The organism is Sphingopyxis italica (assembly GCF_011926545.1).
GTDB lineage: Bacteria > Pseudomonadota > Alphaproteobacteria > Sphingomonadales > Sphingomonadaceae > Sphingopyxis > Sphingopyxis italica.
The window spans coordinates 1152332-1165435 of the sequence record NZ_JAATIT010000001.1 but is presented as its reverse complement, the minus strand read 5'-3'; the positions used below and the strand labels follow the sequence as shown (position 1 = coordinate 1165435).

Below are 13104 nucleotides of genomic sequence, written 5' to 3'. Positions count from 1 at the left end.
CAGGGCGCTGCCCCCTTACATTAAGGCTCATCCGCATGTCTTTGCGCAATATCGCCATTATCGCCCACGTCGATCATGGCAAGACCACTCTCGTCGACCAGCTGTTCCGCCAGTCGGGGACCTTTCGCGACAACCAGCGTGTCGAAGAAAGAGCCATGGATTCCAATGACTTGGAAAAGGAACGCGGGATCACCATCCTGGCCAAATGCACCAGCGTCGAGTGGGGTGAGGGCGCGGACCTGACGCGCATCAACATCGTCGACACCCCGGGCCACGCCGATTTCGGCGGTGAGGTCGAGCGCATCCTGTCGATGGTCGATGGCGTCATCCTGCTCGTCGACGCCGCCGAAGGCCCGATGCCGCAGACCAAGTTCGTCACCGGCAAGGCGCTCGCGCTCGGCCTGAAGCCGATCGTCGTCGTCAACAAGATCGACCGCAGCGACGCGCGCGCCGCCGAAGTGCTCGACGAAGTGTTCGAACTGTTCCTCGCATTGGAAGCCAATGACGAACAGCTCGACTTCCCGATCCTCTATGCCTCGGGCCGCGGCGGCTATGCGTCCGAAAGCCCCGATGCGCGCGAAGGCACGCTCGAGCCGCTGTTCAAGACGATCGTGTCGCACGTCCCGACCCCGGGCCTCGATGAAGACGCGCCGTTCACCTTCCTCGCGACCCTGCTCGACCGCGACAATTTCATCGGCCGCATCCTGACCGGCCGCGTCCAGTCGGGCACGGTCAAGGTCAACCAGCCGATCCACGCGCTCGACATGGACGGCAAGGTGATCGAGACCGGCCGCGCGTCGAAGCTGCTGGCGTTCCGCGGACTGGAGCGCGTTCCCGTGGAGGAAGCGAAAGCGGGCGATATCGTCGCGATCGCGGGCCTGACCAACGCGACCGTCGCCAACACGATCGCCGACACCAGCGTCAGCGAACCGATCGCCGCGCAGCCGATCGATCCGCCGACGCTGTCGATGCGCTTCGCCGTCAACGACAGCCCGATGGCGGGCCGCGAAGGCAGCAAGGTGACGAGCCGCATGATCCGCGATCGTCTGACGCGCGAAGCCGAAACGAACGTCGCAATCCGCATCACCGAAAGCGCCGACAAGGACAGCTTCGACGTCGCGGGCCGCGGCGAGCTCCAGCTCGGCGTGCTCATCGAAACGATGCGCCGCGAAGGCTTCGAACTCGGGATCAGCCGCCCGAAAGTGCTGTTCGGCGAAGACGAAGCTGGCAAGCGCACCGAGCCTTATGAAACCGTCGTCATCGACGTCGACGACGAGCATAGCGGCACGGTCGTCGAGAAGATGCAGATCCGCAAGGCCGACCTCACCGACATGCGTCCGTCGGGCGGCGGCAAGACGCGCATCACCTTCAGCGGCCCGTCGCGCGGCCTGATCGGCTATCATGGCGAATTCCTGTCCGACACGCGCGGCACCGGGATCATGAACCGGCTGTTCGAGAAATATGGCCCGCACAAGGGCCAGATCGCGGGCCGCCAGAACGGCGTCCTGATCTCGAACGGCAACGGCGAAGCGGTTGCCTATGCCTTGGGCCCGCTCGAAGAACGCGGCATCCTGTTCGTCTCGCCCGGCGAGGCGCTGTACGAGGGCATGATCATCGGCGAGAATGCGAAGCCCGACGATCTCGAAGTCAACCCGATGAAGTCGAAGCAGCTCACGAACTTCCGTTCGACGGGCAAGGACGACGCGATCCGCCTGACCCCGCCGAAGCGCATGACGCTGGAGCAGGCGATCGCCTATATCGACGACGACGAAATGGTCGAGGTGACCCCGAAGAATATCCGCATCCGCAAGGCGCTGCTCGACCCGCACGAGCGGAAGAAAGCGTCGCGCAAGAAGGAAGCGGCGTAAGACCGACCGATATTCAGCCCATGGCGGCCTGCAAATGGCCCTTTTGCGAGCTTCCGGTGCTCACGTACCAAAAGTACGCTGCGCGCCGGGTCTCGCAAAAGCACCATTTTCGACTCGCCCTGAACTGAATCTCGATCGGTCTTGATCGAGAGGAGGCCCGGTTGGCCCGCCTGATCCTGTTCAACAAGCCGTGGGGCGTGCTGTCGCAATTCACCGACAAGGGCATGACGGCGGGCGCCAATGGCCCGCGCGCAACGCTGTCCGACTATATCAACGTCCCCGGCGTCTATCCCGCCGGCCGGCTGGACCGCGATAGCGAGGGCCTGTTGATCCTGACCGACGACGGCGCGCTGCAGGCGCGGATTTCGTCGCCGAAGCACAAGACGCCCAAAACCTATCTGGCGCAGGTCGAGGGCGAGCCCGACGAAGCCGCGCTGGAGGCGCTGCGCCGCGGCGTCACGCTGAACGACGGCCCGACCCGCCCCGCGACCGTCCGCCGGATCGACCCGCCCCAGCTCTGGGACCGCGACCCGCCGGTGCGATACCGCAAGAGCGTGCCCGATGCGTGGATCGAACTGACGATCACCGAAGGCCGCAACCGTCAGGTCCGCCGCATGACCGCCGCAGTCGGCTATCCGACGCTGCGGCTTGTCCGCTGGCGGATCGGGGGGTGGGAGATCGGGGATTTGGCGTTGGGAGAATGGCGGGAAACAAGCTGAATAGCTCTAGGCGGATTTTGGTCGCCCACCGTTAGGCCGGTTTGAAGTGCTCAAGAGTGGGAAGCAGACCTTCTGGCAGGCGACAAAGCTACCCCGTGCCTTTCCGACCGGGGTTCTTGATCCAGGCAACGATCTTTTCGAGAAACGCCCACACGTCGTCTCCCGATGGTTCGACATAATTCGGGTCGCTCGCGTCCGATCCGAGGCGTTCCAGCATTGCAACGGCCCAATCGGTCTTTTTGCCAGGCACATTCAGGTTCGAAAGCCAATTTTCGACTTCTCCTCCACGGACTGGGAACACGCCGAAGGCCTCAAGGCTGTCGAACAGCACGTCAGCCGCCAATCGATCCGGGTCGCTCAGCAGTTTGAAGCCGCCATCGGTCTTCATATCCTTTCCCGACGCTCTTAAGGCGATGTCAATTGCCGCGCGCTGCTGACCGAGTCCGGCATGTAAAGCTGCGGGAATCTTTGCAGCCTTCAGCCAGTCGGTCCAGGTCTTCCCGCCGTCCTTTACGATGTCGATGTCCGGTATTGCTGCAGCTGGCACTCCAAACTCCCTTAGAGGGCCGATGATTTCCCGAATGGTCTGCTTATTCTGCGCATTGACAAAAAGGATGGACGGATAGTCCGGCTTTCCCTCGGCCAAGCGATAAAAAATCTCGCTATAAAATGCGCGGTCGTTGTCCGATTCCAGGACTATGACGCCGTCGTGAAAGAGACCAGAAATAACGTTGGCGCTCCTCATCAGTGGCCGTTTAAGAAAACCTTCCAATGACTTGGGGTCAATCGACCGTGCTCGTGACTTGCCCTGACTGTATTCGAGCCTCACGACCTTCACTGATGGCGAGGCTTGAACGCAGCCCATAAGAAAGTCGGAACTGTGGGTCGATGCCAGCAACGCTCCGTTCCGCTTGGCTGCTATTCCTGCCAGGCTCTTCCCCAGCTTGCGAGCGAGTGGCGGGTGTAGAAAGGCTTCAGGCTCGTCGATCAGAATCGTATGGTACTCGCCCGATAGGACTGCCGTCACAATGCCTGTGAACGCTTGTACACCGTCGCTGGCGTCTTTGATATGGGTGGCGTTGCGATAAAAGTTCCTGGCGTTCAAACCCAAGGACTGTTCGTCGGTAGGCAGCAATCCATCAGCCAGCTTTATTCGGAGTTGCCCAAGGTTGGTTGGATCGACGTAAAAATTAACGTTGAACGCGTCTTTAACGAGTGTCCTAACGCTCGCCCGAGCCGACTCGTCTATGAAGAAATGCGACAAGACGTTTTGTGGCGGCGCTTCAAGGTCTCCACCCGCCTGATCGTTCGTAAGATTAAACCTTGATCGCCCATCAAGACGGATAACCCCCCATTTAATAAACTGAGTTGTTATCCAACCTTTTTGCGTTTTTTGATTCGCGAAATTCGTCAGTGTCGAGATATTTATTTCCGAAAATTCTCTTCCACCATTCAGATTTATTCGGCCCAAATGGACATGTCCTACCGGGGCATTAGGAGGCGTATTTGCCTTAGCTTTCTCCACCTGCTCATGAATGGTTGACGCATTCGGCCATTCTATTTCGAAATCGGTAACGATCTTGAGGTTGCTTGGAAGTGGGTCGTGGCTAACAACAGCCTCGATCTCACGAAGGACAAGACTCTTCCCAGAGTTATTTGGTCCAACAAAGATCGTAATGCCCTTTGTCTCAAGATCGAAACTTCCTGTTTCGCTGAAGCTAATGGTCACCGATTTTAGCATGCGCGCTCCTCCCGCATCTCAGGATAATCATCCGTGCCTAGGTTGGCGACCCTTGCCGCATAGCAGACGTCCAAATCTTGGAAAGGATTCGCAACGTCGGGAACTGTGATTGGGCGCGTGTTGCCACGGTGTCGCAGCGTGTGCCGACGGCAGGTATTGGGCGGCCGTCTCAAAGTCGGTTACGACTTAGATGAGGAGCAAAGCCGTCTTGATCGCTCAAAAAGAACAAACCATAAACAAATCCCTTTCCTACATTATCCCACCACGTCATATCCTGTCCGATTCGCCTCTCGGCTTCGCTCGACACATTCGGATCAGACAGGCTTCGGCAGACAGGAGGGCTCATCATGCAGAACCGCACCCCAATCGCGAAGGAGGCGCGGCCGCCGCTTCCCGAGTTTACGCCGGTGCCGCGCAAATATCGGCACGACGGATGGACGCCCGAGCGGCAGCGGGCGTTTATCGCGGCGCTCGCCGATACGGGGTCGGTCCGCCGCGCGGCCGCGATGGTCAATATGGCGCAGACGAACTGCTATACGCTGCGGCGCGCGGCGGGGGCGGAGGGGTTTCGGCGGGCGTGGGAGGCGGCGCTCGATTTCGGGGTCGCGCGGCTGAAGGATATCGCGTTCGAACGCGCGATCGACGGCTATCTGGTGCCCGTCTTTGTCGCCGGGAAATTGATGGGGTTCCGGCGGCGGCACAATGACGCGCTGCTGATGTTCTGCCTGCGCCATTACGGGCAGGACGCGGGCGGCAAGCGGACGGTGATCAACTATTTCTCGACGCGGGCGAGCGCGGGGGCTGTGGCTGGCGCTAGCCCGATGGGCGTCTCGACTTCCGCCTTTGGCGGAAGTTTATCCCGAGCGCCTGCCAAGGCAGTCGAGGGGCTCGACGCGAGCGGGAATGGGGCTGCGAGCGGCGCGGTGGCGGCGGCGGGCGCCACAGGCACCGTGGCGGAGGCCTCGACGACGACGGTGCGGACGGTGATCCATGGTGGTGCTGCGGTGGGGGCGGGCGACGCGGCCGGGGGGCAGGATGAGGCCGCGGCGCTGATCGAGGGGTTCGAGGGGGCGGCGCTCGATGCCCAGGCGGAGGCCGAGATCGGGGCGGCGCTGCTCGCGCTCGCCGCGCGGCAGCGCGCGCTCTATGCCGCGATGGCAGACGGCGGGCCCGAGGCGATCGACGCGCAGCTCGACGATCCGGGGATCGAGCTGGTGCGGGTGAACGAGAAGAACATTCCCCTATATGGGCCGCTGCAGACGTTCGAGGGGCTCGCCGATGCCGAGCCGGTGCAACGCTTCGCGGGCGAGGCCGAGTGGGTCGAGGCCGGCGGCGATATTCCCGAGAAATATCGCGAATGGCTCGAGGGCGCCGAGGCGCGGGGCGAGCGGACGTCGGCGGTGCCGCTGGCGAGCGCGGCCGATGACGGCGTGGCGGCGGTGAAGAAAAGGCCTTCGTGGCGACAGGCGCGGAAGGCGAAGGCGGCGAAAGCGGACGAATGATCCTCCCTGTCGCACAGCGATGGGGAGGGGGACCGCCCGAAGGGTGGTGGAGGGGCCGCGACGTTGCGTCATCGCCCCTCCGTCAGCGGCTACGCCGCTGCCACCTCCCCATGGCTTCGCCACAGGGAGGACCAGAGCATGGGCCGCGACGTGCCCGCGCGCACCTTGGTCAACGCCAAGGTCGGATATGGCAACGAGAATTTCGGCGCCTATCTGGTCGCGACGAACATCTTCGACGATGAATATTATGACTATCAGTACGAGAATGGCGGCCGGATGCAGGCGCTGTTCGGCGAACCGCGGATGATCGGCCTGACGTTCGAGGGGCGGTTCTGAGGAGCGGCCGTTCACGCTGACGTTGAAAGAACGACCGGCGTATCCTTCCCCCATCAAGGGGGAAGGAAAATGGAGCCGGTCAGAATTTCAGCCGCGCGCCGACATAGAAGATGCGGCCGTTGTCGTAGATCGCGCGCGGGCGGTCGCGGGTGCCCGAATATTGCTCGATCTTCTCGTTCGTCAGGTTCACCGCGTCGGCGGTGAGCGCGATATTGTCGGTGATGTTGACGCTGACCGAGGCGTCGAGCGACGAGAGCGCGGCCTGATTGAGCGGTGCGGCGCGGTCGATGTCGATGAAGAATTTCGACCGGTAGTTGTACGAGAGCCGCGCGCTGACGAGGTCATTCTCATAATAGCCCGTCAGGTTGAGCGAATGCTTCGAATTGCCCGGGATCGGGTCGCCATTGTTCGCCTTGGCGTCCGAATAGGTGTAGTTGACCACCGCGCCGAAGCCGCCCCAGATCGGGCGCGACACCTGGAATTCGAAGCCCTGGTTGCGCCCGCCATCGCCGTTGCTGCGGCGGTTGATCTGATAGGGGCAATCGAACAGGTTCGGATTGGCGCCACCCGCCGCGACGCAGCCCGCAGGCTCCGACCCCGGAACGAAGACGCTCGGCAGGACCTCGGTCGAGGTCGTGTTGACGATGTAGGACTGGATGTCCTTGTAGAAGGCGGCGAGCGCGACGATCGTCTCGCGGTCGGGATACCACTCGATCGACAGGTCATACTGGTTGGCGCGATAGGGATCGAGGTTCGGATCGCCGCCGCGGCCGGTGAGCAGCGTGCCGTTGAGGTCGACGCCGGGGGTGATGTCGACGAAGTCGGGGCGCGTCACCGTCTTGCCCGCGGCGAAGCGCAGCACGACCTGATCGGACAGGTCGACCGAGAGGTTCGCGCTCGGCAAAATGTCGGTGTAGGAGCGTTTCGCGCGCGACGGGGTGAAGCCGCCGAACGGGTTGGTGAACTCGGGATCGGTGCCGCCGATGATGAAGCCGTCCGACGTCTGCTTGGTCTCGATCACGCGCACGCCGACATTGCCGCGCCAGCCGTCGCCGCCGAATTTGGCGAGGCCGTAGCCGCCCCACGCCTTTTCGTTGATCGAGTAAGCGTTGCCGGGAACGAGGAAGCGGTCGTTTGAGGGCGACGTCGACGCGCCATAGATGGCGCGCAGCTTCGCGGGATCGACGCGCCAATAATCGCGAAGCGTTCCGGGCGACGCGATATTGTCGAGGAAGTCGCCGGGCATGCCGCCGCCGGTCGCGAAATCGGCCGAGGTGCACGGTGCGCCGTCGCAGGTGAGGCCGGGGGTGAAGACGCCGCCATTGGTCGCGAAGCGTTCGGCGACGCGGTCGTGGTCGGTATATTTGACCCCGAATTTGAGCGCCGTCATCGGACCCCATTCGACCTCTTTTTCGACGTCGAGGTAGAAATATTTCTCCTCATCGTCGTTGGTGACCGATTGGATGCGCCCGAAATCGGGGCGGATTCCCGCGGGATCGAGCGGATCGGGGTTCGCGAAGCTGACTTCGGGCCGGCCGCTGGTGAGGTCGTAGCTGAACGCGCCGGGGCCGGCGAACTCGATGAAATTCTCGTTGCTCGTGTCGCCGTTCGCCTTGGTCCAGCCGGCCTTGAAATGGACCGAGAGGCTGTCGGTCGGGCGGTAGGTGAGGTCGAAATCGGCCGAGACGGTCTTGGCGACGGCCTGCCGGTCGATCGCATCGTAAACGACGCCGAAGCCCGTCGTGCCGCCGTTCGCCGAGGCGATGTCGCCCGAGACCGCGACGCCGTCCCGCACCACCGCATTGCTGATCGTGCCGCCGCCGGCGAGCGCCTGTTCGCCCCACGCGATATAATTCTGGTTGAAATTGTCGGCGTTGAAGCGCGAGTAGAGCCCGGTGATGTTGATTTCGAGCGCGTCCGACGGGCGGAACTGGATGCCGATGTTGGCGCCGTAGCGTTCGCGGTCCTGTTCGAACAGCGTCGAGCCGATCAAGGTCGGGACCAGCGCGTCGCCGCCGCCGACGGGGAAGGAGCGGTAGCCGAAGATTTCGAGCCCGTCGCGGCGCGTGCGGCGTTTCTGATAGATCGCGCCGACGAGGACGCCGAAGGTCTCGTCTTCATTCTTCCAGCTGACGAGGCCCGAGACCTGCGGGTCGACCTTGCCCGAGAGGTCGGAATAGGCGGCCTGCACCGAGGCGGAGAGGGTGAGTGGGTCGAGGTCGAGCGGGTTGCGCGTGATGACGTTGATCGTGCCGCCGACCCCGCCTTCCTCGACGTCGGCCTGTGGGCTCTTATAGACTTCGAGGCGGCCGATGATCTCGGCGGGCAGGGTCAGATAGTTGAAGCTGCGCGTCGAGGCGACCTGATCGAGGATGAACCAGTCGGCGGTCGCGACGCTGTGGCCGTTGAGCAGCGTCTTGGTGAGGTTCGGCGCGGTGCCGCGCAGCGAGACGCGCTCGCCTTCGCCGAATTCGCGGTTGACGACGATACCGGGGACGCGCTGGAGCGCCTCGGCGACATTCTTGTCGGGGAATTTGCCGACATCCTCGGCGGCGACGACATCGGCGATCACCGACAGGTCGCGCTTCGCGTCGATCGCTTCGCGGAGCGAGCCACGGATTCCGGTGACGACGATCTCGCTTTCGGCCGCGGCGTCGGCGGCGGGCGCCGGGGTCTGGGCCTGTGCCGCGTTGGCGGCGAAAAGCATCGTACCAATGCTCGCCGAAGCGAGCCAATATCGCATATTGGTCATGTCAAATTCCCTCCTCATCATGCCAATCGGCTATGACTGCCGATTTAGAGGGGATTTTATACAGACCAATTTTGCGGTCAATCTCGCTTTATCGCGATTTAAGACCCGTTTGTGACGCTGCATAGCTATTTTTGGTAGCTAATTGGTATTATTAGAATGCTTATTAGGTTGCTAACCAATTTTAAGGCGACGACTCGCTGGCGCTCAAAAGCCGGGGAGGGGCTGGCTGGCGAAGCCCCAGCCTTTGAGTTCCGCGCTCGCGGCACGTTCGAGCAGCGCGGCGGCATCCTTGATCGTCCACTGGCCCGCGCTCTTCACGTCCGCGAGTTCTTCCCAGCCGATCGGTGCCGCGACGGGGGCGTTTTCGCGCGCGCGCGCCGAATATGGCATGATCGCGGTGCTGCCGCGCTGGTTGCGCAGATAGTCGATGAAGATCTTGCCCTTGCGCTTCGCCTTGCTCATCGTCGCGACATAGCGGTCGGGCTCGGCGAGGCTCAGCGCCTCGGCGAAGCGTTTCGAGAAATCCTTGTGCGCGTCCCAGCCATGCCCCGGATCGAGCGGCACGACGACATGCACCCCCTTGCCGCCCGAGAGCATCGCGAAGCTGACGAGCCCGATGTCGGCGAGCTGGCGGCGGATGTCGAGCGCGGACTTTTTGACGTCGGCGAAAGCGAGCCCCTCGTCGGGGTCGAGGTCGAACACCATGCGATCGGGCTTTTCGAGCGTCTCGACATGGCTGTCCCAGCCGTGGAATTCGATCGTCCCCATCTGGACGCAGGCGAGAACGCCATCGGCGTCCTCGACATAGAGATAATCCTCGTGCCCCCCGTCCTTCTCGCGGATCGGGACGTGATGGACATGATCGCCGAACGAGCCCGAGTCATGTTTCTGGAAAAAGCATTTCTTCGCGCGTCCCTGCGGACAGCGGACGAGGCTGATCGGGCGGCGCGCGGTATGGGCGAGCATGAGCGGGGCGACCGCGGCATAATAGTCGGCGAGGTCGCCCTTGGTCGCCTTGGCTTCGGGAAAGATGACGCGGTCGCGGCTGCTGATCTTCACGTCGCTTGTCGCTTCGGGTGCGGGCTGTTTCGTTTCGGGGGTCACCTCTTTCGCCTCCTTGTCGCTGCGCAGACCGAGGAAACTCGCGTGGCGCACCGATCCGCTCGCGGTGAATTCGGCGAAGGCGATTTCGGCGACGAGTTCGGGTTTCAGCCAATGGACCTTGCGCGCGGCAACCTTGTCGACCTCGAGCGGCGCGGTCTTGCGTTCCAGCTTGGCGAATGTCTTCGCGAGATCGGCGAGGCTGCCGGTGTTGAAGCCGGTGCCGACATTGCCTTTGTAGACGAGCGCGCCGCCCTCATGCTGCGCGAGGAGGAGCGACGAGAAAGGGCGCGCCTTGGTCGATGAGGGTTTCCAGCCGACGATGACAAATTCCTGCCGCCGCGTGCATTTGACCTTCACCCAGCTTTTGGTGCGGCGGCCGACATACGTCGCGTCGGCGCGTTTCGAAATGATGCCTTCCTGCGCCGCGCCGCACATCGCGGTGTAGAGGGTTTCGCCGGCGCCGATGACATGGTCGGCGACCGCGATCGGGGGCTGCGCGCTCTGGAGCAGGGCTTCGAGGCGCTCCTTGCGTTCGAGATTGCCGAGCCTGGCGAGCGATTTGCCGCCTTCTTCGAGCAGGTCGAAGGCGAAGAAGTGGAGCGCGGTGCCCTCGCCCTGCGCGCCGTGGCCGCGCTTGAGCACCGCCTGGAGCGACGAGAAGTCGGGATTGCCGTCCTTGCCGTATGCGACGATCTCGCCGTCGATCAGGCACGGCGGCAGGTCGAGCGCGGCGATATGGCGGACGAGCGGCGCGAACTTGTCGGTCCAGTCGAGGCCATTGCGGGTGTAGACGCGCACGTCGCCGCCCGATGCGGCGATTTCGGCGCGGTAGCCGTCATATTTGATCTCGTGGAACCAGCCGTTGCCCGTCGGCACCGCATCGACGAGCGTCGCGAGCTGAAGCGGGCGGAATTCGGGCGGCTTGCCTTTGGCGACCGGCTTCGCAACTTTTTTGTTGTGCGCGGCGGCGGCGGCCATCTTCTTCGCGAAGGCTGCGCCCTTGGCGCCCTTCAGCGATTGCTCGCCGCCTTCGTCACCCGCGATCTCGGCCATGGTGCGGCCGGTGAGGACGCTCGTGAGCTGGCGCCCGACGAGGTCGTCGGTACCGCCGGCAAAGGCGTCGTCGATCTTGCGGAGCAGCCAATTCTCGCGCTTCTCGTTCCCGCGCGGCTTCATGCGGACGAGCAGCCATTCGCCCTTCATCCGTGTCCCGTCGAGGGTGAAGTGGAGATGACCCTTTTCGATGTCCTTGGCGCTCTTGCCCGCGATCGGCGCCCAGGTGCCGCGGTCCCACAGCATCACGCTGCCGCCGCCATATTCGCCCTTGGGGATCACGCCCTCGAAATCGGCGTAGGACATCGGGTGATCCTCGGTACGCACGGCGAGGCGCTTGTCGGCGGGGTCGGCGCTCGGGCCCTTGGTGACCGCCCAGCTTTTGAGCACGCCATCGACTTCGAGGCGGAAGTCGTAATGGAGCCGCGTCGCGTCATGCTTCTGGACGATGAAGCGGTTGCCTTCTCCCTTTGCGACCTTGCCCGCGGGCTCGGGGGTCAGCTTGAAGTCGCGCTTGGCGTTATATTGGGCGAGGGGGTCAGCGCGGGACATCGCCATGCTCCACCTTGGGCCCATTCTCCTTGGCCTCGTCCGCGTTGGCTCCGTCTTCCCTGGGCCCGTCCTCCACTTCGGGCAGGCGGCGCTCGACGAAGCGGAGCAGGATGAGCAGCACGAGCGCGAGTCCCGCGGCGATGATCACGATCGCGAAATAGCCCGCACCGCTCGCGATACCGATCGCGCCTGTCAGCCAGATATGCGCCGCGGTGGTCAGATTGCGCACCTCGCCGCCTTTGACGATGATCAGCCCCGCGGCGATGATGCCGATCGCCGCCGCCATGCCCTCGATCACGCGGAGCGGGTCGATCGACGATGCGGCGCCGCCGAGCTGGTGATAGAGCGCGATCGACACGACGGTCATCAAGGAGGAGCTGAGCGCGACCATCCCGTGGGTGCGCAGCCCGGCGTCATAGCCCTTGAGCTCGCGGTCGAGCCCGAGCAGGAGCCCGACGAGCGTCGCGACGCCGAGGCGCAGCAGCACTTCGGTATCGATCGTTTCCCACCAGAGCGCGTCGTTGAGCTCCATCAGGCGTGCTTTCGGGCCGGCGCCTTTTTGGCCGGCGCCTTTTTCGCGGACGCTTTCTTTTCGGCTTCGGCGGGCGGCTTTTTCTTGCCCTCGACCGACGCCTTCAAGGCCGCCATCAGATCGATGACGTTCGAACCGCCGCTCACCGGGCCGGGTTCCTCGACATCCTCGAGCACGCGTTTTCCTTTAGCCTTCGCCTTTTTGGCGATCACGCGCTTGATCGCGTCGACATAATGATTGTGATAGTCCGACGCGTCGAACTTGCCCGATTTCTTGCCGATCAAGGTTTCGGCGAGGTCGAGCAGGTCGGCGTCGGGTTTGCTATTGCCGACATCGCGGAAATAATTCGCCGCCTTGTTCACCTCGTCGGCGTAGCGCAGCACTTCGAGGACGAGGCCCTTGCCGCACGGGCGCAGCCCGACGAGCTGTTCCTGCCCGCGGATCGACAATTGGCCGAGCCCGACCTTCTTCGTGCGCTTCAGCGCCTCGCGCAGCACGATATAGGCTTCCTCGGCGAGCTCATCGGCGGGGACGACATAATAGGGCTTGGCATAATAGAGGATGTCGATGTCGCCCGCGTCGACGAACTGGAGCAGTTCGAGCGTGCGCTTGCTCTCGAGCTTGACCGCCTCGATCTCCTCCTCGTCGAGCAGGACATAATTACCCTTCGACATCTCATAGCCCTTGACGATGTCGTCGGTGTCGATCGGTCCGATGCCGGGCACCATTTTTTCATATTTGACCGGCTTGCCGCTCGGTTCGTGGATCTGGCGAAAGCTGATCGCGGCGCCCGATTTGGTCGCGGCGTAGATTTCGACCGGGATCGACACCAGCGCGAGCCGGATCTGTCCCTTCCAATAGGCGCGTGCGGCCATCGGTTTCCCTTTCGCTGTCCCCATTCGGAGTCGGAGTCCAAATGTTCGGGGAAGGCGACGGGTTCCCGCC

9 protein-coding genes are annotated in these 13104 nt (G+C 63.2%); 4 read left to right on the top strand and 5 right to left on the bottom strand.

All coding sequences use genetic code 11. The features are described 5' to 3' along the window. Positions 1–35 precede the first annotated feature (35 nt). Positions 36–1868 carry a translational GTPase TypA gene (gene typA, locus GGR90_RS05210; RefSeq protein WP_167919925.1) on the top strand — a complete coding sequence of 611 codons (1833 nt, stop codon included), beginning with the start codon at positions 36–38 and terminating at the stop codon, positions 1866–1868. A gap of 161 nt (positions 1869–2029) precedes the next feature. Continuing rightward, complete coding sequence (locus GGR90_RS05205) at positions 2030–2587, top strand: rRNA large subunit pseudouridine synthase E (protein ID WP_167919923.1); 558 nt, start codon at positions 2030–2032, stop codon at positions 2585–2587. A gap of 88 nt (positions 2588–2675) precedes the next feature. Here GGR90_RS05205 and GGR90_RS05200 read toward each other — a convergent pair whose 3' ends face one another. After that, positions 2676–4328, bottom strand: a complete 1653-nt coding sequence (locus GGR90_RS05200) for an ATP-dependent nuclease (RefSeq protein WP_167919921.1) — start codon at positions 4326–4328, stop codon at positions 2676–2678. 347 nt (positions 4329–4675) lie between these two features. Between GGR90_RS05200 and GGR90_RS05195 the strand changes: the two genes are divergently transcribed. Further along, positions 4676–5830: a hypothetical protein gene (locus tag GGR90_RS05195; RefSeq protein WP_167919919.1), complete on the top strand. Its 1155-nt coding sequence runs from the start codon at positions 4676–4678 to the stop codon at positions 5828–5830. Positions 5831–5968: 138 nt separating this feature from the next. After that, on the top strand, positions 5969–6166 hold the full coding sequence (locus tag GGR90_RS05190) for a hypothetical protein (RefSeq protein ID WP_167919917.1): 198 nt from the start codon (positions 5969–5971) through the stop codon (positions 6164–6166). Positions 6167–6245: 79 nt separating this feature from the next. Here the strand turns inward: GGR90_RS05190 and GGR90_RS05185 are convergent, their stop codons facing one another. From GGR90_RS05185 to ku, 4 genes are all read right to left on the bottom strand, one after another. Beyond that, the gene (locus GGR90_RS05185; RefSeq protein WP_245198395.1) at positions 6246–8918 is read right to left on the bottom strand and encodes a TonB-dependent receptor; all 2673 of its coding nucleotides are present in this window, start codon (positions 8916–8918) and stop codon (positions 6246–6248) included. Positions 8919–9122: 204 nt separating this feature from the next. Next, entirely contained in the window at positions 9123–11627 is a 2505-nt protein-coding gene (ligD, locus tag GGR90_RS05180) for a DNA ligase D (RefSeq protein ID WP_167919915.1), read from the bottom strand. Continuing rightward, positions 11614–12159, bottom strand: coding sequence for an MgtC/SapB family protein (locus GGR90_RS05175; RefSeq protein ID WP_167919913.1), 546 nt, complete (start codon positions 12157–12159; stop codon positions 11614–11616). Before GGR90_RS05175 ends, ligD begins: the two co-directional genes overlap by 14 nt. Next, positions 12159–13034, bottom strand: coding sequence for a non-homologous end joining protein Ku (gene ku, locus GGR90_RS05170; RefSeq protein ID WP_167919911.1), 876 nt, complete (start codon positions 13032–13034; stop codon positions 12159–12161). Before ku ends, GGR90_RS05175 begins: the two co-directional genes overlap by 1 nt. Positions 13035–13104: the final 70 nt, after the last annotated feature.

Bases quoted from the DNA above. Each gene is read 5' to 3' on its own strand.
- typA (WP_167919925.1), top strand. From the start codon at position 36: ATGTCTTTGCGCAATATCGCCATTATCGCCCACGTCGATCATGGCAAG.
- GGR90_RS05200 (WP_167919921.1), bottom strand. From the start codon at position 4,328: ATGCTAAAATCGGTGACCATTAGCTTCAGCGAAACAGGAAGTTTCGAT.
- GGR90_RS05195 (WP_167919919.1), top strand. From the start codon at position 4,676: ATGCAGAACCGCACCCCAATCGCGAAGGAGGCGCGGCCGCCGCTTCCC.
- GGR90_RS05190 (WP_167919917.1), top strand. From the start codon at position 5,969: ATGGGCCGCGACGTGCCCGCGCGCACCTTGGTCAACGCCAAGGTCGGA.
- GGR90_RS05185 (WP_245198395.1), bottom strand. From the start codon at position 8,918: ATGACCAATATGCGATATTGGCTCGCTTCGGCGAGCATTGGTACGATG.
- ligD (WP_167919915.1), bottom strand. From the start codon at position 11,627: ATGTCCCGCGCTGACCCCCTCGCCCAATATAACGCCAAGCGCGACTTC.
- GGR90_RS05175 (WP_167919913.1), bottom strand. From the start codon at position 12,159: ATGGAGCTCAACGACGCGCTCTGGTGGGAAACGATCGATACCGAAGTG.
- ku (WP_167919911.1), bottom strand. From the start codon at position 13,034: ATGGCCGCACGCGCCTATTGGAAGGGACAGATCCGGCTCGCGCTGGTG.